The 23,417-nt window shown below is 61.8% G+C and carries 18 protein-coding genes and 1 pseudogene; 9 read left to right on the forward strand and 10 right to left on the reverse strand.

All coding sequences use genetic code 11. The features are described from left to right. From QZ766_RS15440 to iaaA, 6 genes and pseudogenes are all read right to left on the reverse strand, one after another. Window positions 1–85: pseudogene (locus tag QZ766_RS15440) on the reverse strand (DUF4385 domain-containing protein); the annotation flags it as partial. A gap of 8 nt (window positions 86–93) precedes the next feature. Then, window positions 94–1,005: a glutathione ABC transporter permease GsiD gene (gsiD, locus tag QZ766_RS15445; protein ID WP_297203434.1), complete on the reverse strand. Its 912-nt coding sequence runs from the start codon at window positions 1,003–1,005 to the stop codon at window positions 94–96. Beyond that, window positions 1,006–1,926 carry a glutathione ABC transporter permease GsiC gene (gsiC, locus tag QZ766_RS15450; RefSeq protein WP_297203436.1) on the reverse strand — a complete coding sequence of 307 codons (921 nt, stop codon included), beginning with the start codon at window positions 1,924–1,926 and terminating at the stop codon, window positions 1,006–1,008. Further along, window positions 1,926–3,464: a glutathione ABC transporter substrate-binding protein GsiB gene (gene gsiB / locus QZ766_RS15455; protein WP_297203465.1), complete on the reverse strand. Its 1,539-nt coding sequence runs from the start codon at window positions 3,462–3,464 to the stop codon at window positions 1,926–1,928. The genes gsiC and gsiB overlap by 1 nt, the downstream gene beginning before the upstream one ends. Before the next feature lie 15 nt (window positions 3,465–3,479). Continuing rightward, window positions 3,480–5,345 carry a glutathione ABC transporter ATP-binding protein GsiA gene (gene gsiA, locus QZ766_RS15460; RefSeq protein ID WP_297203438.1) on the reverse strand — a complete coding sequence of 622 codons (1,866 nt, stop codon included), beginning with the start codon at window positions 5,343–5,345 and terminating at the stop codon, window positions 3,480–3,482. An 11-nt stretch (window positions 5,346–5,356) separates the two neighbouring features. Then, complete coding sequence (iaaA, locus tag QZ766_RS15465) at window positions 5,357–6,295, reverse strand: beta-aspartyl-peptidase (RefSeq protein ID WP_297203440.1); 939 nt, start codon at window positions 6,293–6,295, stop codon at window positions 5,357–5,359. A 327-nt stretch (window positions 6,296–6,622) separates the two neighbouring features. Here iaaA and moeA point away from each other — a divergent pair, with 327 nt between their 5' ends. After that, entirely contained in the window at window positions 6,623–7,858 is a 1,236-nt protein-coding gene (moeA, locus tag QZ766_RS15470) for a molybdopterin molybdotransferase MoeA (RefSeq protein ID WP_297203442.1), read from the forward strand. Further along, on the forward strand, window positions 7,858–8,610 hold the full coding sequence (gene moeB, locus QZ766_RS15475) for a molybdopterin-synthase adenylyltransferase MoeB (protein WP_297203444.1): 753 nt from the start codon (window positions 7,858–7,860) through the stop codon (window positions 8,608–8,610). Before moeA ends, moeB begins: the two co-directional genes overlap by 1 nt. Before the next feature lie 33 nt (window positions 8,611–8,643). Here the strand turns inward: moeB and fsa are convergent, their stop codons facing one another. After that, window positions 8,644–9,306 (reverse strand): fructose-6-phosphate aldolase, encoded by a 663-nt coding sequence (fsa, locus tag QZ766_RS15480; RefSeq protein ID WP_297203446.1) that lies wholly within the window; start codon window positions 9,304–9,306, stop codon window positions 8,644–8,646. 134 nt (window positions 9,307–9,440) lie between these two features. Between fsa and QZ766_RS15485 the strand changes: the two genes are divergently transcribed. The 4 genes from QZ766_RS15485 (at window position 9,441) to QZ766_RS15500 (ending at window position 15,158) form a co-directional block, all read left to right on the forward strand. Continuing rightward, a complete protein-coding gene (locus QZ766_RS15485) occupies window positions 9,441–10,340 on the forward strand; it encodes a glycyl-radical enzyme activating protein (RefSeq protein WP_297203448.1) in 900 nt (299 codons plus the stop codon). 4 nt (window positions 10,341–10,344) lie between these two features. Next, window positions 10,345–12,777 (forward strand): formate C-acetyltransferase/glycerol dehydratase family glycyl radical enzyme, encoded by a 2,433-nt coding sequence (locus QZ766_RS15490; RefSeq protein WP_297203450.1) that lies wholly within the window; start codon window positions 10,345–10,347, stop codon window positions 12,775–12,777. A gap of 138 nt (window positions 12,778–12,915) precedes the next feature. Next, window positions 12,916–13,731: a Cof-type HAD-IIB family hydrolase gene (locus QZ766_RS15495; RefSeq protein ID WP_297203452.1), complete on the forward strand. Its 816-nt coding sequence runs from the start codon at window positions 12,916–12,918 to the stop codon at window positions 13,729–13,731. A gap of 149 nt (window positions 13,732–13,880) precedes the next feature. Further along, on the forward strand, window positions 13,881–15,158 hold the full coding sequence (locus QZ766_RS15500; RefSeq protein ID WP_297203454.1) for a DUF1479 domain-containing protein: 1,278 nt from the start codon (window positions 13,881–13,883) through the stop codon (window positions 15,156–15,158). Here QZ766_RS15500 and QZ766_RS15505 read toward each other — a convergent pair. Further along, complete coding sequence (locus tag QZ766_RS15505; RefSeq protein WP_297203467.1) at window positions 15,155–16,285, reverse strand: LacI family DNA-binding transcriptional regulator; 1,131 nt, start codon at window positions 16,283–16,285, stop codon at window positions 15,155–15,157. The two genes, QZ766_RS15500 and QZ766_RS15505, sit on opposite strands and share 4 nt — an antisense overlap. A 240-nt stretch (window positions 16,286–16,525) precedes the next feature. Between QZ766_RS15505 and QZ766_RS15510 the strand changes: the two genes are divergently transcribed. Both QZ766_RS15510 and QZ766_RS15515 read left to right on the forward strand, forming a co-directional pair. After that, complete coding sequence (locus QZ766_RS15510) at window positions 16,526–17,827, forward strand: MFS transporter (protein ID WP_297203456.1); 1,302 nt, start codon at window positions 16,526–16,528, stop codon at window positions 17,825–17,827. 15 nt (window positions 17,828–17,842) lie between these two features. Beyond that, window positions 17,843–20,209: a glycoside hydrolase family 31 protein gene (locus tag QZ766_RS15515; protein WP_297203457.1), complete on the forward strand. Its 2,367-nt coding sequence runs from the start codon at window positions 17,843–17,845 to the stop codon at window positions 20,207–20,209. Between the two features lie 75 nt (window positions 20,210–20,284). Here QZ766_RS15515 and QZ766_RS15520 read toward each other — a convergent pair whose 3' ends face one another. Continuing rightward, a complete protein-coding gene (locus QZ766_RS15520) occupies window positions 20,285–21,877 on the reverse strand; it encodes an ABC-F family ATPase (RefSeq protein ID WP_297203460.1) in 1,593 nt (530 codons plus the stop codon). Between the two features lie 218 nt (window positions 21,878–22,095). On the opposite strand from QZ766_RS15520, the gene ldtB reads away from it, so the two are divergent. Beyond that, the gene (gene ldtB / locus QZ766_RS15525) at window positions 22,096–23,016 is read left to right on the forward strand and encodes a L,D-transpeptidase (protein ID WP_297203462.1); all 921 of its coding nucleotides are present in this window, start codon (window positions 22,096–22,098) and stop codon (window positions 23,014–23,016) included. 62 nt (window positions 23,017–23,078) lie between these two features. Here ldtB and QZ766_RS15530 read toward each other — a convergent pair. After that, window positions 23,079–23,417 (reverse strand): GntR family transcriptional regulator (locus QZ766_RS15530; protein ID WP_297203463.1); only part of this gene is annotated, 339 nt, incomplete at its 5' end.

Here is a 23,417-nt window from a genome sequence, read left to right on the forward strand (position 1 = left end):
CCCGGCCTACCTGATAGCGCTCGGGATGCTGGCGAAAGTCGGTGGTCTTAAAATCCTGCTGATAGTCAAATTCCTTCTTTGCCATTGCGCGCCTCAGGTTTTCAGCTTCGGATCGAGCGCGTCGCGCAGCCCGTCACCCAGCAAATTGAACGCCAGCACGGTCAGAAAGATAGCCAGCGCCGGAAACAGCGCCACGTGGGGCGACATCACCATATCCGCGCGGGCTTCATTGAGCATAGCACCCCACTCCGGGGTTGGTGGCTGCGCGCCCAGTCCGAGGAAAGAGAGGCTGGCCGCCGAGATAATGGCGGTGCCGATGCGCATGGTGAAGTAAACGACGATAGACGAAAAGGTGCCCGGCAAAATGTGGCGGAACAGGATGTTGGCATCCCCCGCGCCGATGCTGCGGGCGGACTCGATAAAGGTCTGGTGCTTGAGTACCAGCGTGTTGCCGCGCACCAGCCGGGCAAACGCCGGCACGGAAAACACCGCCACCGCGATCACCACGTTGGTGATGCCGCTGCCCATCACCGCCACCATCGCAATCGCCAGCAGAATGCCGGGGAAGGCGAACAGCACGTCGCAGACGCGCATAATCAGCCGGTCCCACCAGCCCTCGTAGTAGCCCGCCAGCAGCCCGAGCACGGTGCCCGCCGCGCCGCCAATCAGCACCGACAGCACGCCGGCGGTCAGCGAAATTCGCGTGCCCACCAGCACCCGGCTGAAAATGTCGCGCCCGAGAGAGTCCACGCCGAACCAGTGCATCATCGACGGGCCTTCGTTGAGCCGGTCGTAATCAAAGTAGTTCTCGGCATCGAACGGCGCCAGCCAGGGCGCCAGCAGCGCGACGCCCAGCAGCAGCAGGACAAAAATCCCCGCCGCCATCGCCACCGGCTGGCGGCGAAAGCGCTGCCAGAACGCGCGGCCCGGCGTGTGAATAGTATCCGGGGCGATCCCCGGCATCGCCTTCTCAATCGCCTGACGGCGCCAGTTTAGCAGTCGCACTTATTTGTACCTGATAGCCGGGTTGATGACCGCGTAAAGCACGTCCACCAGCAGATTGATAAGAATAAACTCCAGCGAAAAGAGCAGCACCTCCGCCTGGATCACCGGATAGTCGCGCATTTCCACCGAATCCACCAGCAGGCGGCCGAGGCCGGGCCAGTTGAAGACTTTCTCCACCACGATGGAGCCGCCGAGCAGCAGGCCGAACTGCAGTCCCATCATGGTCACCACCGGGATCATGGCATTGCGCAGCCCGTGTTTGAGCACCACCCGGGTTTCGCTGACGCCCTTCGCCCGGGCGGTGCGCATATAGTCCTCATCCAGCACCTCAACAAACGAGGCGCGGGTGAAGCGCGCCATCACCGAGGCCACCGCCGCGCCGAGGGTGATCGACGGCAAAATATAGTGCTGCCAGCTGTCGGCCCCGACGGTGGGCAGCCAGCCCAGCTGCACCGAGAAAATCTGCATCAGCAGCATGCCCAGCGCGAAGGCCGGGAACGAAATCCCGGCCACCGCCAGGGTCATGCCAAGCTTGTCCGGCCAGCGGTTGCGCCACACCGCAGCGGCGAGCCCCATCCCCATGCCGAACAGCACCGACCAGCCCATGCTGGCCAGCGTCAGCAGGAAGGTGGGCATAAAGCGGCTGGCGATCTCTGTAGAAACCGGACGATGGGAAACCATCGAGATGCCGAAGTCCCCCACCAGCGCCCGGGTGATGTAGTGCCAGAACTGGAGCCACAGCGGCTGGTCGAGGCCGAGCTGGGCGCGCACCATCTGCACGACCTGGGCATCGGCTTCCGGTCCGGCAATCAGCCGGGCCGGATCCCCCGGCAGCAGGTGCACGAACAGGAACACCAGCACCGCCACGATAAACAGCGTCGGGATAAGCCCCAGTAAGCGCTTCAGGACATAGTTGAGCATTACTTCAGATCGGCCTCGTCAAAGCTGAAGCCGGTATCCGGCATGATGTAAAACCCGGTCAGGTTTTTGCTGTGGGCGGAGACCAGCTTCTCGACCACCAGCGGCACCCACGGCGACTCTTTCCAGATGGTCTGCTGGGCGTCTTTGTACAGGCGCGTTTTTTCCGCCGGATCGCTGGTTTTCAGCGCGCCGTCGAGATCTTTATCCACCTGCGGATTGCTGTAAAACGCGGTGTTGAACTGCGCCGGCGGCCAGCTTTTGGTGGCGAACAGCGGGGTCAGCGCCCAGTTAGCTTCGCCGGTAGAGGCGCTCCAGCCGGTGTAGAACATCCGCACCCCGCTCTCTTTCTGTCCTTTAGCCTCCACTTCCGACGCGCGCTGTCCGGCGTCCATCGCCGTTACCTGCGCCTTGATGCCCATCTGGGCCAGCTGCTGCTGGGTGAACTGCAGCACTTTCTGGGCAGTGCTGTGGTTGTGGGACGACCACAGGGTAGTGGTGAAGCCGTTAGGGAAGCCCGCCTCTTTCAGCAGCGCCCGCGCCTTAGCCGGATCGTAAGGCCAGGGCTGGAACTGCTGAGAATAGGCAATAGACGGCGGCAGCACGCCGGTGGCGGGGGTGGCGTAGCCGGCAAAGGCCACCTTCACCAGCGCCTGGCGGTTGATGGCGTAGTTGATCGCCTCGCGCACCTTCGGGTTATCGAACGGCTTCTGGGTGACGTTCATGCTGATATAGCGCTGCATAATGGACGGGCTGGCGACCAGCTCCAGCTTGTCGTTTTTCGCCAGCAGCGGCGCCTGCTCGTAAGGGATCGGGAAGGCAAACTGCGCTTCGCCGGTCTGCAGCATCGCCGCGCGGGTGTTGTTGTCCACCACCGGGCGCCAGGTGATGGTGTCGAGCTTCGGCAGGCCCTGGTGCCAGTAGCCATCAAATTTCTTCACCTTCACAAAATCGGTCTGGTTCCAGGTTTCCAGCTGGTACGGGCCGGTGCCCACCGGGTGGAAGCCGATATCCTTGCCGTATTTTTTCAGCGCCGCCGGGGAGATCATCGCCGTCGCCGGGTGGGCAAGAATATTGATAAACGCCGAGAACGGCTCGCGCAGGGTGATTTTCACAGTAAGCGGATCCACCGCCTCGGTGCTGGCGATATCGCTGTAGAGGTTATAGCGCTTGAGGTGATTGTCCGGATTGCTGGCCCGATCGAGGTTGATTTTTACCGCCTCGGCGTTGAACGGCGTGCCGTCCTGGAACTTCACGCCGTCCCGCAGCTTGAGGGTATACACCAGGCCGTCTTTGGACACCTCGTAGCTCTGGGCCAGGACGTTAGTGACCTTCATATCTTTATCGAGGCCGAACAGGCCCTGATAGAAAGACTTCGCCACCGCCTGGGAAAGGGTGTCGTTGGCGTCGTAAGGATCGAGGGTGGTGAAATTAGAGCCGACTGCCACCACCACATCTTTCGCCGCCCATGCGGAGCCCGCCGCCAGCGCGGAAGCCACGCCCAGCGCCAGCAGCCATTTACCTGAAACGCGAGTTGCCATCATCTTCTCCTGAATTTATAAGCGCGAAAGTACGCCGGGCGGCTCTTCCCGCGCGACGTAATGTCCCGGTGTAACCTGCACCAGCGGTACGCTGGTCATTTTTTCTCCCCGCGGCCAGATGTTGCCCGGCAGCTCATCGGACAGCAGCACGCGCTGTGCCGGCCGGTGCGCCGGGTCCGCCACCGGTACGGCGGCCATCAGCTTGCGGGTGTAAGGGTGCTGCGGGTTTTCAAACAGCGCGCGGCGCGGCCCCATTTCGACAATGCGCCCGCGGTACATCACCGCCACGCGGTGGCTGATACGCTCCACCACCGCCATATCGTGGGAGATGAACAGATACGCGATCCCCAGCTCGCGCTGGAGATCGAGCATCAGATTGACGATCTGCGCCTGAATGGAGACGTCCAGCGCGGAGACCGCCTCGTCGGCGACAATCACTTTCGGGTTAAGGGCCAGCGCCCTGGCGATGCAGATGCGCTGGCGCTGGCCGCCGGAAAACTCGTGCGGATAGCGCCAGGCGTGCTCTGCTTTCAGCCCGACGCGCTCCAGCAGCCACGCCAGACGCTGGCGCGCCTCGGCGTCTGACATCAGCCGGTGCACCCGCAGCGGCTCCAGAATCGAAAAGCCGACAGTCTGGCGCGGATCGAGGGACGCCCAGGGATCCTGAAAAATACACTGAATGTCGCGCCGCAGAGGCTGCAGCGCGGCGTTCGACAGCGTGTCGATACGCTGGCCGTTAAAGGTAATGGTGCCACCCTGGGCCGCCACCAGCCGCAGCAGCGCGCGCCCGGTGGTGGATTTGCCGGAGCCGGACTCGCCCACCAGGGACAGCGTCTCGCCGGGCCACAGATCGAAGCTGACGCCTTCGACGGCGTGGACTTCGCGGGTCACGCGATTGAGCAGGCCGCCGCGCAGCGGAAAGCGGGTCACCAGATCCCGCACCTGCAGCACCGGCTCTCCTGCCACCACCGTATCCTGCTCCGGCGCCTCCTGCGGCGCGCTGTCGGCGCTGAGCAGCGGGAAGCGGCGCGGATAATCGCTGCCGCGCATGTCGCCAAGTCGAGGCACGGCTGCCAGCAGCGCCCGGGTATAGGGATGCTGAGGGGCGCTGAATATCTGCTCTACGGTGCCGGTTTCCACCGCCTCGCCCCGGTACATCACCAGTACCCGGTCGGCGATATCCGCCACCACGCCCATGTCGTGGGTGATAAAAATCACGCCCATCGCCATCTCTTTTTGCAGAACGTCGATGAGCTGTAAAATCTGCGCCTGAACGGTAACGTCCAGCGCGGTGGTGGGCTCGTCGGCAATCAGCACCGCCGGGCGGCAGGAGAGCGCCATGGCGATCATCACCCGCTGGCGCATGCCGCCGGAGAGCTGGTGCGGAAAACGCTTCATCACGGTATCCGCCTCGGGAATACGCACCTGATCGAGCATTTGCCTCGCGGCCCTCAGCGCGCCAGAGCGGCTGAGTCCCTGATGCAGGCGGATAGATTCGGCAATCTGCTCCCCGACGGTAAAGACCGGATTCAGGGAGGTCATCGGCTCCTGAAAAATCATCGCCATGTCGGCGCCGCGCACGCCGCGCATCTGCGAGGTGGAAAGTTCGGTGAGTTCCACCTGCTGGCCGCCGCGCCGCCGCAGCTGCATCGCCTCGCTGCTGACCGTCACCCCCGAGGAGGAGAGCAGCCGCATCAGCGCCAGCGCGGTCACCGATTTGCCGGAGCCGGATTCGCCGACGATGGCCAGGGTTTCGCCGCGCCCGAGCGTAAAAGAGAGGTTTTTGACTACCGGCTGCGCCTGATCCGGCGCGCCAAACGCCACGTTAAGATTGCGGACCGACAGCACGTTCCCGGCATCAGTGTCATATTCGTGGGGCACGCCGCCTCCTGTTAACGGTAGATGCCGACGGAGGGATTATCCCCGACCCAGCCATAAGCCCGATACATCCCTTCGCTGTTAAACGGCAGAGCGACATTGCCCTCGCGATCGATGGCAATTAGCCCGCCGCTGCCGCCCAGCGCCGGCAGTTTTTCCATCACCACCCGCTCGCAGGCGTCGTTGAGGCTCAGGCCGCCGTACTCCATCAGCGCCGAAATATCATAGGCGGCGAGGGTGCGCATAAAGACTTCCCCGGTGCCGGTGCAGGAGACCGCCACGCTGGCGTTGTTGGCGTAGCAGCCCGCACCCGGCAGCGGACTGTCGCCCACCCGGCCCGGCAGTTTATTGGTCATGCCGCCGGTGGAGGTGGCCGCCGCGAGATTGCCCGCTTTATCCAGCGCCACCGCGCCGACGGTACCCATTTTGCTGCGCTCGTCCAGCGGTGCGGCATGGTGATCGAGACGTATCGCCCCCTGGGTTTGGGCATCGCGCAGCTGTTCCAGCCGCTCCGGGGTGGAGAAGAAGCGGTTATCCACTTCCTCAAGGCCCCGGGCGCGGGCGAAGCGCTCGGCGCCCTCGCCAATCAGCAGCACGTGCGGGCTGTGCTCCAGCACCGCCCTGGCCGCCAGAATTGGGTTGCGCAGGTGCCTGACGCCCGCCACCGCGCCGGCCTGCAGGGAGTAGCCGTCCATTACGCAGGCGTCCAGCTCGTGGGTTTCATCGGCGGTAAAGACCGCGCCGGTGCCGGCATTGAACAGCGGGCACTCCTCCAGCAGGCGCACCGCCTCGGTCACGGCATCCAGCGCGCTGGCACCGGCGGCCAGCAGCCGCTGTCCTGCGTCGATAATTGCATGCAGCGCCTGGACATATTCCTGCTCCCGCTCGGGAGTGAGCGCGGCGCGGCTGATTGCGCCAGCCCCGCCGTGAATTGCGATTACCGCCTGCGTCATTCCATCACTCCTGTCAGCACTGCATCGAACTCCATGAAACTACCCTTGCCTGCGGTTTATTGCTCACCGGCGCACGTTCCCCGGGGCATCTCTCGCGGCCCGGCAGACGTCGGTATGGTGAATGGGATCTCTCCGTCACGCGTCGGGGTACGTGCGAACCGACGACGCGTGACGGATATAAATATCATTATTATTGCCATCATATTTATATGATTTTTGAATATAGAAAGAGAGTTCCCAGATGTAAAGCGGCGGCGGTACGCATACAGTCAGGCGGGGTTTTCTGCCATAATGGCGCCATGACTGATTTGCCGCAGGAGTTACCCCATGGATTTCAATGCTGGCCTGATGCCGCTGGATACCGCGCTGGACAAGATGCTGACCCGCATCGCCCCTCTCACCGAAACTGAAACGCTGCCGCTGGTGCAGGTATTTGGACGTATTACCGCCGCCGACGTGGTTTCCCCGCTGGACGTGCCGGGTTTTGATAACTCGGCAATGGACGGCTACGCGGTACGCATCGCCGATCTGTCCGGGGGCGCGGTGCTGCCGGTAGCCGGCAAGGCGTTTGCCGGACAGCCGTTCAGCGGCGAGTGGCCGGCGGGCAGCTGCGTGCGGATCATGACCGGCGCACCGGTACCCGCGGGCTGCGACGCGGTGGTGATGCAGGAAGAAACCGAGCAGGCCGACGGCGGCGTGCGCATTACCGCCCCGGTCAGCGCCGGGCAAAATATCCGCCGCCGTGGTGAGGACATTACCGCAGGCCGCGCGGTCTTTCCCCGCGGCACCCGGCTTACCGTCGCCGAGCTGCCGGTGCTCTCCTCCCTGGGCATCCCCGAGGTTGACGTGGTGCGTAAAATCCGCGTCGCCGTCTTCTCCACCGGCGACGAGCTGAAGCTGCCCGGCGAGGCGCTGGCGGAGGGGCAAATCTACGACAGCAACCGCCTGGCGGTGCACCTGATGCTGGAGCAGCTGGGCTGTGAAGTGATTAACCTCGGGATTATTCCCGACGATCCCGGGCGCCTGCGCCAGGCCTTTATTGAGGCCGACAGCCGGGCCGACCTGGTTATCAGCTCCGGCGGCGTCTCGGTAGGCGAGGCGGACTACACCAAAACCATTCTTGACGAGCTTGGCGAAATTGCCTTCTGGAAAATCGCCATCAAGCCCGGTAAACCGTTCGCCTTCGGCAAGCTGAAAAACAGCTGGTTCTGCGGCCTGCCGGGCAACCCGGTTTCCGCCGCTCTCACCTTCTACCAGCTGGTGCAGCCGCTGCTGGCGAAGCTCAGCGGCAACCCGGCCTCCGGCCTGCCGCCGCGCCTGCGGGTGCGCACCGCCTCCCGGCTGAAAAAATCGCCGGGCCGCCTCGATTTTCAGCGCGGGATGCTGCAGCGCGGCGCCGACGGCACGCTGGAGGTGCACACCACCGGCAACCAGGGCTCCCACGTGTTCAGCTCCTTCAGCCAGGGCAACTGCTTTATTGTGCTGGAGCTTGAGCGCGGCAGCGTGGAAGCCGGTGAATGGGTTGAGGTGGAGCCGTTTAATTCGCTGTTCGGAGGTCTGTAATGGCCGCAGAGCTGAGCGATGCGGAGATGATGCGCTACAACCGCCAGATAGTGCTGCGCGGTTTTGACTTCGACGGTCAGGAAGCGCTCAAGGCAGCGAAAGTGCTGGTTGTCGGCCTAGGCGGCCTCGGCTGCGCGGCGGCGCAGTATCTGGCGGCGGCGGGGGTCGGCAGCCTGACCCTGCTCGATTTCGATACCGTTTCACTCTCCAATCTCCAGCGCCAGACGCTGCACAGCGATGCAACCATTGGAGAGCCGAAGGTGGACTCCGCCCGGGCGGCGCTGGCGCGCATTAACCCGCACGTGGCAATTACCTGTATCAACGCCCTGCTGGACGAAGCGGCGCTGGCTGAGCAAATTGCCGCCCACGACGCGGTGCTCGACTGTACCGATAACGTCGACATTCGCAACCGGCTCAACGCGGGCTGCTTCGCCCACAAGGTGCCGCTCATTTCCGGGGCGGCGATCCGTATGGAAGGCCAGATTAGCGTCTTTACCTATCAACCCGGCGAGCCCTGCTACCGCTGCCTGAGCCGCCTGTTCGGCGACGGCGCGCTAACCTGCGTGGAGGCCGGCGTGATGGCGCCGCTGGTGGGCGTGATTGGTTCGCTACAGGCGATGGAAGCGATTAAGCTGCTGGCAGCCTACGGCACGCCGGCGGCGGGAAAGATTGTTATCTACGATGCGATGACCTGCCAGTTTCGGGAGATGAAGCTGATGCGCTTTGCCAACTGCGAGGTGTGTGGGGACTAGCCTTTGGGGGCGCCGCGCGGCGCCCGCAGCACTTTACAGCGACACGCGTCCAAAGGCGCCTAGCCACTGCTGTTCAAACTTGTCGACCGCCGCGTCCACCGCCGGGGAGGCAATCATCTGTTCCGCCACATCTACCGGCAGCGTAATCGCCTGACAGCCCGCCAGCAGGCAGTCCAGCGCCTGCCGCGGGGTTTTGAAGCTTGCCGCCAGCACTTTCGCCTGCGGCGCGTGCAGGGCCAGCAGCTGCTGGAGCTCTTCCACGCTGCGGATGCCGCTGCCGCCCTGGGCGTCAATGCGGTTAACGTAGGGCGCGACGTATTCAGCACCCGCCAGCGCGGACATCAGCCCCTGCGCCGCGCCGTAGACGGCGGTCCCCAGAGTTGGAATACCTTCTGCTTTTAGCAGCTTAATCGCCGCCAGACCTTCCGCCGTGACCGGCACCTTCACCACGATGTCCGCCACCATGCCGCGCAGCAGCCGGGCTTCGGCTACCATCTCGTCCACGCTGCGGGCCAGCACCTGAGCAAATAAGCGCCCGCGCCCGCCGAGGGCCTCTTTCAGCGCCGGAAGCAGCGCGTCGAGCGGCTGCCCGCCCGCCGCCACAATGCTCGGATTGGTGGTTACGCCCGCAAGGGGAAAAATCCGCGCCAGCCGGCGGACCGCCGCCACATCAGAAGTATCGAGATAGAGTTCCACGCCGGGTTCCTTATTGTGAGTTATTTAGCATGACTAAAACGTAGCATGAGCCAACCGCCCGCTTAGTTGACAAGCGTCAAAATAACTTTCACTCGAAAGTTATTTACTCTTTGTATGAAATAAGAGAGCGAATTATGATTTTCAATATTCAGCGCTATTCTACCCACGACGGCCCCGGGATCCGCACGGTGGTTTTTATGAAAGGCTGCTCGCTGGGCTGCCGCTGGTGCCAGAACCCGGAAAGCCGCTCGTCGACGCCGGATCTGCTGTATGACGCCCGCCTGTGCCTGCCGGAGTGCGACCTCTGCCAGCAGCAGGCCCCGGATGTTATCGAACGCGCCCCGGCAGGAATTATCATTCACCGGGAAGCCCTCACCCCGGCGTCGATTAGCGCCCTGACCGACTGCTGCCCCACTCAGGCGCTCAGCATCTGCGGCGAGGAGAAAAGCGCCGAAGAGATTATCAGCACCGTTCTGCGGGACAAGCCCTTTTACGACCGCAGCGGCGGCGGCATGACGCTCTCCGGCGGCGAACCCTTTATGAATCCCGATCTGGCGCTGGACCTTCTCCGGCGCGCGAACGATGCAGGGGTTCACACTGCCGTGGAAACCTGCCTGCACGTGCCGTGGAAATACGTTGCGCCCGCACTGCCGTTTATCGACCTGTTTCTTGCCGACCTCAAGCACGTTGATGCCGGGGCGTTTAAGCAGTGGACCGACGGCTCGGCGAAGCGGGTGCTCGATAACCTGAGACGCATTGCCGCGGCGGGCAAAGCGATGACAATTCGCGTACCGCTGATTCAAGGCTTTAACGCCGACGAAGCCTCCATTGAGGCTATCACCACTTTTGCCGCCGATGAACTGGGCGCGCGCGAGATCCACTTTTTACCCTACCACACGCTGGGAATGAACAAATATACCCTGCTGGATATGCCCTACTCTGCCCCCGATAAACCGCTCGATGCCCCGGCGCTGCTGACGTTCGCCCAACGCATTGCCGGTGAAAAAGGACTGACTGCGACACTACGAGGATAACACCATGACCCAACTGAAACTGGACAGGCTCACCGACCGCATTCTGGCGCACAAGCGCGCGCTGATTCATATCGACAAGCCGCCGGTCTGCACCGAGCGCGCCCGCCACTACACCACCGTGTATCAGCAGAATATGGATAAGCCGATACCGGTGCGCCGGGCGCTGGCGCTGGCCCACCATCTGGCGGAACGCACCCTGTGGATCAAGCACGATGAGCTGATCGTCGGCAACCAGGCCAGCGAAGTGCGCGCGGCGCCGATCTTCCCGGAGTACACCGTCGGCTGGATCGAGAAGGAGATTGACGATCTGGCGGATCGTCCGGGGGCGGGGTTTGCGGTTAGCGAAGAGAACAAGCGCGTGCTGCACGAAATCTGTCCGTGGTGGCGCGGCCAGACGGTACAGGACCGCTGCTACGGCATGTTCACCGACGAGCAGAAAGCGCTGCTGGCCACCGGCATTATCAAAGCTGAAGGCAACATGACCTCCGGCGACGCGCACCTGGCGGTAAACTTCCCGCTGCTGCTGGAAAAAGGCCTCGACGGCCTGCGTGAGAAAGTAGCCGAACGCCGGGGGCGCATCAACCTGACGGTGCTGGAAGACCTGCACGGCGAGCAGTTCCTGAAGGGCATCGACATCGTGCTGGAAGCAGTAAGCCAGCATATTATGCGCTATGCCGCACTGGCCCGGCGCATGGCGGCAGAGGAGCCGCGCGCCCTGCGCCGGGACGAGCTGCTGGCGATTGCCGATAACTGCGAGGTTATCGCCCACCGGCCGCCGCAGACCTTCTGGCAGGCGCTCCAACTGTGCTACTTCATCCAGCTGATCCTGCAAATAGAATCCAACGGCCACTCGGTATCCTTCGGGCGCATGGATCAGTATCTGTACCCGTTCTATCGCCGGGACGTAGAGCTCAGTAATTCCCTCGACCGCGAGCAGGCCATTGAGCTGCTGCACAGCTGCTGGCTGAAGCTGCTGGAGGTGAACAAAATCCGCTCCGGCACCCACTCGAAAGCCTCGGCGGGCAGCCCGCTGTACCAGAACGTCACCATCGGCGGGCAGACGCTGGTGAACGGTGAACCGATGGACGCGGTCAACCCGCTCTCCTACGCCATTCTGGAGTCCTGCGGCCGCCTGCGCTCTACCCAGCCGAACCTCAGCGTGCGCTATCACGCCGGGATGAGCAGCGACTTCCTCGACGCCTGCGTGCAGGTGATCCGCTGCGGCTTCGGCATGCCGGCGTTCAACAACGACGAAATTGTTATTCCGGAGTTTATCAAGCTCGGCATCGACCGGGCCGACGCCTACGACTACGCCGCCATCGGCTGCATCGAAACCGCCGTCGGCGGCAAGTGGGGCTACCGCTGCACCGGCATGAGCTTTATCAACTTCGCCCGGGTGATGCTTGCGGCAATGGAGGGCGGGCGCGACGCCACCAGCGGGGAAGTGTTTCTGCCGCAGGAGAAAGCGCTGTCGAAGGGCAACTTTGCCAGCTTCGACGAGGTACTAGAGGCCTGGGATCGGCAAATTCGCTACTACACCCGCAAATCCATCGAGATCGAGTACGTGGTGGACACGGTGCTGGAAGAGAACGTCCACGATATTCTGTGCTCGGCGCTGGTGGACGACTGCATCGAGCGGGCAAAGAGCATCAAGCAGGGCGGCGCGAAGTACGACTGGGTGTCCGGTCTGCAGGTGGGGATTGCCAACCTCGGCAACAGCCTCGCGGCGGTAAAAAAACTGGTGTTCGACCAGGGCACGATCGGCCAGCAGCAGCTCGCCGCCGCGCTGGCGGAAGATTTCGAGGGGCTGACCCACGAGCAGCTGCGTCAGCGGCTGATTAACGGCGCGCCGAAGTATGGTAACGATGAAGACGGCGTGGACGCCCTGCTGGTGCGCGCCTATCAAACCTATATTGAAGAGCTAAAGCAGTACCACAACCCGCGCTACGGGCGCGGGCCGGCTGGTGGCAACTACTACGCGGGCACGTCGTCCATCTCGGCCAACGTGCCTTTCGGCGCGGCGACCATGGCAACCCCGGACGGCCGCCGGGCGCGGACGCCGCTGGCGGAAGGGGCAAGCCCGGCCTCCGGCACCGACCACCTCGGACCGACGGCGGTCATCGGCTCGGTGGGCAAGCTGCCGACGGCGGATATCCTCGGCGGGGTACTGCTTAACCAGAAGCTCAATCCGGCCACCCTGGATAACGACGCCGACCGCCAGAAGCTGATGGTGCTGCTGCGCACCTTCTTTGAGGTGCACAAGGGCTGGCATATTCAGTACAACATCGTATCGCGGGAAACGCTGCTGGAGGCGAAGAAGCATCCCGACCAGTACCGCGATCTGGTGGTGCGCGTGGCAGGCTATTCGGCCTTCTTCACCGCCCTGTCCCCGGACGCGCAGGACGATATTATTGCCAGAACCGAGCACACGCTCTGATCCCCTGCAGCCGGGCGCGTCCGCGCCCGGCTCTCTTTTCACCACGAACGCCAATGCCTTTCGAATGAAATAAATTTGTGGTTGCCGTCACATTATTACTAGAATGCTTCGGTCGCAGTTACAGCCAGGAGCCCTTGTATGACCGTTAAAGTTATCGTCACTGATATGGACGGAACTTTCCTCAACGATGCCAAGCAGTATGACCGCCGGCGCTTTATGGCGCAGTTCGCGCAGCTGGAAGCGCGCGGCATCGAGTTTGTGGTTGCCAGCGGCAACCAGTACTGGCAGCTGATCTCATTCTTCCCCGAGATTCAGGATAAAATTTCCTTCGTGGCTGAAAACGGCGCGCTGGTTTACCAGCACGGCAGCCAGCTGTTTCACGGCGAGTTGACCCACCGCGAATCGCAGCAGGTGCTGGGTGAGCTGATGAAGGATTCGCAGCTGAACTTCGTGGCCTGCGGGCTGGAAAGCGCCTACGTCAGCGATAAAGCCCCCGAATCCTTCGTGCAGCTGATGTCAAAACACTATCACCGCCTGCAGCGGGTGGCCGACTACCGGCAGGTTAACGACCTGCTGTTCAAGTTTTCCCTCAACCTGCCGGACAGCAAAATTCCGCAGCTGGTGGACGACCTGCACGCGTCGCTGGACGGGATCATGAAACCGGTCACCAGCGGATTCGGCTTTGTGGATCTGATTATTCCGGGCCTGCACAAGGCCAGCGGCATCAGCCGCCTGCTGAAGAACTGGCACCTGTCCCCCGAGCAATGCGTGACGATTGGCGACAGCGGCAACGATGCCGAAATGCTTGCTATGACAAAATTCTCTTTTGCCATGGCCAACGCCGCCGACAGCATTAAATCCCTCGCCCGCTACCAGACCGGCAACAATAAAGACAGCGGCGCGCTGGACGTGATCCAGGCCGTGCTGGATAACGCCTCCCCCTTCGACGCCTGACGTTTGAATACCGCCGGCGTTCCGCGCCGGCGCAGCGAACGCTCTCCTGATACCCATTCCCCGCACGTTTTTAACTTGCATTAACGTTTTTTTAACTTAAATTACGTGTGTAAGTTATTTTACTTTCGAATGAAATTCAGGAGCTGAATATGACGCCCGAAAACAACCGCAGTTTTACCCACCAGACTCTGCCCGACGATCCTGCCGCGGCCATCCGCCTGATGAAGCAGCACCTGCGCGCGCAGATTGGCGACGTGCAGGCGGTGTTTGACCGGCTCAGCGCGCGTATCGCCGCGCGGGTCGATGAAATAGAGACCCTGAAAGCCGCCGGTCAGCCGGTGTGGCCGGAAATTAAGTATGCCGATATTGCCCGCGGCAGCGTGACCGAGAACGAGCGGCAGGCGATCCTGCGGCGCGGCTGCGCAGTTATCCGCCACCATTTTCCCCGGGAGCGGGCGCTGGCGTGGGATCGCGAGATGATGGCGTATCTGGACAAAAACCACTTCGACGCGGTGTACAAAGGCCCCGGTGACAACTTTTTCGGAACCCTCAGCGCCTCGCGCCCGGAGATCTACCCCATTTACTGGTCCGTGCCGCAGATGGAGGCCCGCCAGAGCGAGCCGATGGCAGCGGTCCAGTCGTTTCTCAACCGCCTGTGGCGCTTCGAATCGCAGGGTAAGCAGTGGTTTGATCCGGACGTCAGCGTTATCTATCCCGACCGTATCCGCCGCCGCCCGCCGGGCACCACCTCGAAGGGGCTCGGGGCGCACACCGATTCCGGCGCGCTGGAGCGCTGGCTGCTGCCGGCCTACCAGCAGGTGTTCGCCCGGGTATTCAGCGGCGACGTTGACGCTTACGATCCCTGGGACGCGGCCTACCGCACCGATGTCGAAGAATACACGGTGGAGAACACCACCAAATGCTCTGTTTTCCGCACCTTTCAGGGCTGGACGGCATTATCAGCGATGATCCCGGATCAGGGCCTGCTGCACGCGGTGCCGATCCCGGAGGCGATGGCCTACATGCTGCTGCGCCCGCTGCTGGATGATGTGCCCGAAGACGAGTTGTGCGGCGTGATGCCCGGGCGGGCGCTGCCGCTGTCCGAACGCTGGCATCCGCTGCTGATGCGGGCGCTGACCTCGATCCCGGCGCTGGAGGCCGGGGATTCGGTATGGTGGCACTGCGACGTGATCCACGCCGTGGCGCCGGTCACCGATCAGCAGGGCTGGGGAAACGTGATGTATATTCCTGCCGCGCCGCTGTGCGACAAGAACCTGGCCTACGCGCAAAAGGTTAAAGCGGCGCTGGCGCAGGGCGCCTCTCCCGCCGACTTCCCCCGGGAAGATTACGAGGCGAACTGGGAAGGCCGATTCACCCTTGACGATCTAAACCCGCACGGCCGCCGCGCCCTCGGCATGGCGGACTAGCTGTCGTACAGTCCTTCCCGCTGCACGGTAGTACGGCGGCTGCCGGGGCGAATGCGCCGCACCGAGTCGCGCACCGCCAGGGTTCCGTGCAGCAGCAGGGTACCCGGCGGTGCGTCCGGGCACAGCAGCCGCTTTTGCAGCATCTGCAGCGCTTCGGTGCCCAACGCATCGCGCGGGACGTGTACCGCCGTAAGGGGAACGTCCTGAATGGCGGCGAGATTAAAACCGTCGATGCTCATCACCGAGACATCCTGCGGCACCCGCAGGCCGCGCTGCCTGAGGGCGCTGATGGTGCCCGCCGCCATAAAATCCCCGCCTACCAGAAAGGCGGTGGGCAGCGGCGCTCCGCCCCGGGCGTCCAGCCAGCTGCCGACGCCCGCCTCCGCCTCTTTCGCACTAAAGTTCGGCAAAGCAATCACATCTTTTCCCGCCTGAAAGCACAGGTTGCTCCCTTCCCAGGCCTCCTCAATGCCCGCCAGCCTTAGCTCCATGGTGTAGCGGCGCAGGCACAGAACGTTGACCACGCTGCGGTGCCCCATGTCAAACAGATAGCGGGCGGCAAACTTGCCGATCAGCCGGTGATCCGGCGCGACCGACGGCAGGCGCATCCGCTCGTCCCGGCAGTTGATCAGCACGCAGGGCTTGCCAATATCTGCCGCCAGATCGTGGATGTGCGGATCGTCGATGCCCAGCAGGATCGCCGCCTGGGTTTCCGCCTCATTCATTCTGGCCAGAAACAGGTTGGCATCGCTGTCGTCTTCCTCCAGCGCGCAGTAGCGCAGGCGCACTTCGTGAGGCGACAGCGCTTTGCTGATGCTCTGAATCACCCGGTAGTAAAAGATGTCGGACCGCTCGTCGAAGGCGCGCTGGGGAGCAAACACCAGCAGATTGTTGAGCAGCATTCTTCCGGCGGCCATTCCCTCCAGCACCCCGAGCTCCCTGGCGCACGCCAGCACCCGATTCCGCGCGCTTTCGCTGGTATTGGATTTCCCGGCCAGCACCCGGGATACCGTGCTGATGGAGAGCCCGCTGCGGGCGGCAATTTCGGCGATTTTCAGCTTTTTATCCAATTTGTGATCTGCCTCGATTTTGCTAATGAAAAAATTCTCACAGCCGGAAAAGGCGATATTTTACTGGCCAAATGCGGGTTATTCCGTGCAGCCGCGGGCAGTTATGAAAAAAGTTGCAAGATTTACGCTACAGCCGCGCAGAGGCTTGTTTTAACCTGAAGTGGTCCGACAGCTTCCATACTAGTTATCGAAGATCGGCAATAAAAATAACAATACCCCTCAATCCGGGGCAGGTTTGGTATGACAGCTTCAGGATGCTGGCCGCCCTGCCCGATAGCGCGACTCATGGAGATAATGATGAGCCAGGATATTCATAATGAGATAGCCGTCAGCAAACCCCGGCGGGTGGTGAAAAACCTCCGCTGGTGGGTGCTGATTCTGTTCCTGCTGGGCGTTACCGTAAACTACATCACCCGCAACTCGCTGGGGATTCTTGCCCCGGAGCTTAAAACCGAGCTGGGGATCACCACCGAGCAGTATTCATGGATCGTTGGCGCTTTCCAGCTGGCCTACACCCTGTTTCAGCCTCTCTGCGGCTGGCTGATTGACGTTATCGGGCTCAAGCTCGGTTTCGCTATCTGCGCCCTGCTGTGGGCTATTGCCTGTATCGCCCACGCGGGGGCCGGCAGCTGGCTGCACATGGCGCTGCTGCGTTTCGGGATGGGCGCCTCCGAGGCGGCGGCCACGCCGGCGAATGCCAAAACCATCGGCGAGTGGTTTCCAAAATCCGAGCGTCCGGTTGCCGCCGGCTGGGCCGGGGTCGGCTTCTCCATTGGCGCCATGCTCGCGCCGCCGATTATCTATTTTGCCCACGCCTCGTTCGGCTGGCAGGGCGCGTTTATGTTCACCGGTTTTCTGGCGCTGGCGTGGGTGGCGCTGTGGTGGGCGTTTTACCACAACCCGGACAAGCACCCGAACCTGAGCAAAGAAGAGCTGGCGTTTATCCAGCAGGACAACGAGCCCGCGCCGGTCAAGCTGCCGTTCTTAACGGCGCTGCGCACCATCGGCAAAAATAAGCGCTTCTACGGCATCGCTATTCCGGCATTTATGGCCGAGCCCGCCTGGGCGGTAATGAGCTTTTGGGTGCCGCTGTATCTGGCAAAAGCCTACGGCATGGAGCTTAAAGAGATTGCGCTGTTTGCCTGGCTGCCGTTTCTGGCGGCGGATCTGGGCAGCGTAGCCAGCGGCTACCTGACCAAACTGTACGTGCGCCTCTTTGGCTGCACCCGGGTGAACTCCATTGTTGCGTCTTCCGTTACCGGCGCATTCATGATGATTGCCCTGGCGGTGATGGCCTTTACCAATAATCCGTACGTGGCGATTGCGCTGATCTCTATCGGCGGCTTCGGCCACCAGATCATCTCCTGCATGCTGAGCGCGCTGGTGGTGGAGTCCTTCGACAAGGGCCAGATGGCCACCGTTAACGGCATGCGCGGCTCGGCGGCGTGGATTGCCAGCTTTATCTTCTCGCTGATTATCGGCGTTACCGCCGACACCATCGGCTTTAACCCGCTTTTTATCGCCATGGGCTTTTTTGACCTGATTGGCGCAATTTTCCTTGTGGCATTTATTGCTGAACGTCGCGCCAGACGCGCCTGATAGTGGATATCAATCATGAAAACCTTAAAACAGTGGACCCTCGATAAACAGTGCGCTCACCACGTTGAGCTGAAAGTGGACGGGCTGCACACCCTGTGCCTGTACGTGCTGGAAGAGAATTTGTTCCGGGTGCTGCTCAAGCGTAAAGGCGAGCTGGCGCTGGACAAAACCTGGAGCATCGCCCCGCAGCAGGACGTGCCGTGGGAAGGGCGCAGCCGGGACGATCTCAGCGGCTTTAGCCTGCCGGCGTGGAGGCTGGAGTCCGGAAACGAATCCCTGACCATCAGCACCTCGCAGCTGCGGGTAACGGTTCACCAGCCGCTGTGGCTGGAGTGGCACTACCGCAATGACGCCGGCGAGTGGCAGTATCTGACCGGCGACCGCCCCACCAGCGCCTATCTGGTGAACGCCCACGGCGACGGCGTGGCGCACTATCTGAAGCGGCAGAAAGATGAGCGCTTCTACGGCCTGGGGGAAAAGGCGGGTGACCTACAGCGCACCGGCAAGCGCTATGAAATGCGCAACCTCGACGCCATGGGCTACAACGCGGTAAGCACCGATCCGCTGTACAAGCATATTCCGTTTACCATCACCCGCCGGGACGATATCAGCGTGGGCCTGTTCTACGACAACCTGAGCAGCAGCTGGCTGGATCTGGGCAACGAGCTGGACAATTACCACACCGCCTACCGCCGCTGGCAGGCGGAAGCCGGGGATATTGATTACTACCTGTTTACCGGCCGCCGGGTGCTGGACGTGACCAAAGCCTTCGTACGCCTGACCGGGAAAACCCTGTTCGGGCCCAAGTGGAGCCTCGGCTACAGCGGCTCTACCATGCACTACACCGACGCGCCGGACGCGCAAAACCAGCTGATGAACTTTATCCGCCTGTGCGACGAGCACGCGATCCCCTGCGATTCGTTCCAGCTCTCCTCCGGCTACACGTCGATCAACGGCAAGCGCTACGTGTTTAACTGGAACTACGACAAGGTGCCGCAGCCGAAAGTGATGAGTCAGGCGTTTCACGACGCGGGCCTGAAGCTGGCGGCCAACATCAAGCCGTGCCTGCTGCAGGACCATCCCCGCTACGCCGAGGTGGCGGAGAAAGGACTGTTTATTCGCGACTCCGAAGCGGATCGCCCGGAGCGCTCCGTCTTCTGGGATGACGAAGGCTCCAACCTTGATTTTACCAATCCGCAGACCATCGCCTGGTGGCAGGAGGGGGTGACGACCCAGCTGCTGGAGATGGGCATCGACGCCACCTGGAATGACAATAACGAGTTCGAAGTGTGGGACGGCGAGGCGCGCTGCCACGGCTTCGGCCAGCAGGTTGCCATCAAGCACATCCGCCCGGTCATGCCGCTGCTGATGATGCGCGCGTCGATGGAGGCCCAGCAGCGTTTCGCGCCGGACAAGCGCCCGTACCTGATCTCCCGCTCCGGCTGCGCCGGGATGCAGCGCTACGTTCAGACCTGGAGCGGCGACAACCGCACTAACTGGGATACGCTGCGCTACAACACCCGGATGGGCGTCGGCATGAGCCTCTCCGGGCTGTACAACGTCGGCCACGACGTGGGCGGCTTCTCCGGCGACAAGCCGGACGCGGAGCTGTTCGTGCGCTGGGTGCAGAACGGGGTGATGCATCCGCGCTTCACCATACATTCGTGGAACGACGACCAGACCGTCAATGAGCCGTGGATGTACCCGGCCATTACGCCGTGCATTCGCGGCGCCATCGAGCTGCGCTACCGCCTGCTGCCGTATCTCTACACCCTGCTGTGGCAGGCGCACGCCGACGACGAGCCGATGCTGCGCCCGACCTTCCTCGATCACGAGCAGGATGCGCAAACCTTTGAAGAAACCGACGACTTCCTGCTGGGCCGCGATCTGCTGGTGGCCAGCGTCGTCGAGCAGGGCCAGCGCAAGCGTCCGGTGTGGCTGCCTGCCAACGACAGCGGCTGGTACGACTTCTACACCGGCGAATGGTTCTCCGGCGGCCAGTGGATAACCCTTGATGCCCCGCTTGAGAAGCTGCCGCTGCTGGTGCGCGCCGGGGCGGGACTGCCGATGAGCGAGCGCATTCAGCACGTGAAGATTCAGGCCGACGATCGCCGCGAGCTGCGGCTGTTCCCGCGCAAAGGCGCGGGCCGCGACAGCGGGCTGCTGTTCGAAGACGACGGGGAGTCCTGGGGCTACCAGCAGGGCAACGCGCTGTGGCTGACGTGGGAAGCGGTCTGCGACGGCAGCAGCATTGATCTGCAGATTACTACGCGCGGCGACTGGCGTCCGGCGTGGAAAACGCTGAAGGTCACGCTGCCGGCAGGCGAAACCCGCAGGCTGCTGATTAACGGCGTGGAAGCCAGCGAGTGGGTGCTGGGCTAAGGAAAGATCGTCCCGGCGGCTGCCGGGACGCTGCTGGCTGTCATCCCGCCGCGGCGGGTTGACAGCCGATGAGGATTATTCGATCCCGCGGCTGCGCAGGTAATCTTCGTAATTACCGGTAAAGTCGATGATCCGCTCCGGAGTGATTTCCATGACCCGGGTCGCCAGCGAAGAGACGAACTCGCGGTCGTGGGAGACGAAAATCAGAGTGCCGGGATACATCTCCAGCGCCATGTTCAGCGACTCGATGGATTCCATGTCCAGGTGGTTGGTCGGTTCATCCATAATCAGAACGTTGGGCTTTTGCATCATCAGCTTGCCGAACAGCATGCGCCCTTTTTCCCCGCCCGACAGCACCTTCGCCGGCTTTTTGATGTCGTCCTGGCTAAACAGCAGGCGGCCGAGGAAGCTGCGCACCACCTGCTCGTCGTCCCCTTCCTGCTTCCACTGGCTCATCCACTCGAAGACGGTGAGATCGTTTTCAAACTCGTATTCGTGATCCTGCGCGTAGTAGCCAATTTTCGCATTTTCAGACCACTTGACGCTGCCGCTGTCCGGCTGGAGTTCGCCCACCAGAGTTTTCATCAGCGTCGATTTACCCACGCCGTTAGTGCCGAGCACCGCCAGCTTTTCGCCCACTTCCAGCAGCAGCTTGGCGCCCTTAAACAGCGGGCCGTTATCAAAGCCTTTGCTCAGATTCTCAACTTCCAGCGCGTTGCGGAACAGCTTCTTATCCTGCTCGAAGCGGATAAACGGGTTCTGGCGACTGGAAGCTTTCACCTCTTCCAGCTTGATTTTATCGATCTGGCGGGCGCGCGATGTCGCCTGACGAGATTTGGATGCGTTGGCGCTAAAACGGCTGACGAAGGACTGCAGATCGGCAATCTGCGCTTTCTTCTTGGCGTTATCCGCCAGCAACCGCTCGCGGGCCTGGGTCGCCGCAGTCATGTATTCGTCGTAGTTACCCGGATAGACCCGCAGCTCACCGTAGTCCAGATCCGCCATGTGGGTGCAGACCATGTTCAGGAAGTGGCGGTCGTGCGAGATGATGATCATGGTGCTGTCGCGATCGTTGAGCGTCTGCTCCAGCCAGCGGATGGTGTCGATGTCGAGGTTGTTGGTCGGTTCATCGAGCAGCAGGATATCAGGATTGGAAAACAGCGCCTGCGCCAGCAGCACGCGCAGCTTCCACCCCGGGGCCACTTCGCTCATCGGACCGTAGTGCTGCTCCAGCGGAATGCCGACGCCGAGGAGTAGTTCGCCCGCGCGGGCTTCGGCGGAGTAACCGTCCATTTCACCGTATTTCACTTCCAGATCGGCCACTTTGTAGCCATCCTCTTCGCTCATCTCCGGCAGAGCATAGATGCGGTCGCGCTCTTGCTTCACTTCCCACAGTTCGCCGTGGCCCATGATCACCGTATCGAGCACCGAGAACGCTTCAAAGGCGAACTGGTCCTGGCGCAGCTTGCCAAGGCGCTCGTTAGGATCGAGGGAGACGTTACCGAGCGTAGGCTCAAGATCGCCACCGAGAATTTTCATGAAGGTGGATTTTCCACTGCCGTTGGCGCCAATCAGGCCGTAACGGTTGCCGCCGCCGAACTTGACGGAGATGTTTTCAAACAGCGGCTTACTGCCGAATTGCATGGTGACGTTGCTGGTAACTAACACGGGGATATCCTGAAGAGATGTGACAAACGTCGTATTTTGCCATAAGTGAGATTAAAAATCGCCCCGGCCGTCGAACTGCTACGCTAATAAAGAGGAGAAAAATGTGATTTCATCCACATCTGAATTCCATGGGGAGGCAAATGCACATATAATGCGCTGCCATTAACCGTCTCATTTCGCAACCAATAGCCTGTCGGGCACTGATACTTCGAACAACTATGAAAATGAAATTATCTACGCTATTCGCCGCGGCCTTCGCCATCATAGGCTTTTGTAATACTGCCTCAGCCGTAACCTATCCGCTGCCTTCAGACGGCAGCCGCCTGATTGGGCAAAATCAGGTGGTCACGATTCCTGACGACAACAAACAGCCGCTGGAATATTTTGCCGCACAGTATCAGATGGGCCTCTCCAACATGACCGAGGCCAATCCGGGCGTTGACGTGTATCTGCCGAAAGGCGGTACGGTGCTCAACATTCCGCAGCAGCTGATCCTGCCGGACACCGTGCATGAAGGCATAATCATCAACAGTGCCGAAATGCGCCTTTACTACTATCCGAAAGGCACCAACACGGTGATCGTGCTGCCTATCGGCATCGGCCAGCTGGGCAAAGATACGCCGATTAACTGGACCACCAAAGTCGAGCGTAAGAAAGCCGGCCCGACCTGGACCCCGACTGCCAAGATGCACGCCGAATACGCCGCCGCCGGTAACCCGCTGCCGGCCGTTGTGCCTGCCGGTCCGGATAACCCGATGGGGCTTTACGCGCTGTATATCGGCCGCCTGTACGCTATTCACGGCACCAACGCCAACTTTGGTATCGGCCTGCGCGTGAGCCACGGCTGTGTGCGTCTGCGCAACGAAGATATCAAATTCCTGTTCCAGAACGTGCCGGTCGGCACCCGCGTGCAGTTTATCGACGAAGCGGTGAAAGCCACCACCGAGCCGGACGGCAGCCGTTACGTGGAAGTGCACAACCCGCTCTCCACGACCGACGCGCAGTTTAACGGCGATGAAGTGGTGCCTGTTACCCTGAACGGCGCGGTGCGTAAAGTGACTGACCAGGCTGACGTCGACACCGGCGTGCTGGATCAGGCAGTGCAGAACCGCTCCGGGATGCCGGTTCGCCTGAACTGATTAACAGTCAGGACATAAAAAAGGGCGAGTGTACAACTCGCCCTTTTTTGTTTTCTGCGGCGCTAGCCGTTGTTAACAATGGTTATCCCGCCGCGATCGTAACGGTAGCGGCAGCGGGCATGCTCCAGCGGCGTGCCGTCCTGCAGGTAAATAATCTGCTCCACCTCCAGCACCGGATCGGCCGCGTCGCACAGCAGATGCTCCTGCTCCGGCACACCTGCCTTCACCGCCCGCACCACCCGGTAGGATCCCATGATGTTAAGTCCCAGGCTCGCCACGTGGGCAAACACCGAACTCTCCAGATGCGTATTATTGAGGCCGGGCACCAGCGCGACCGGCATGACTGTGGCGTCCAGCGAAAGCGGCTCGCCGTTGAGCAGCCGCAGACGCGAAAAATCATA

The organism is uncultured Pluralibacter sp., from assembly GCF_913775985.1.
Taxonomy (GTDB): Bacteria; Pseudomonadota; Gammaproteobacteria; order Enterobacterales; family Enterobacteriaceae; genus Pluralibacter.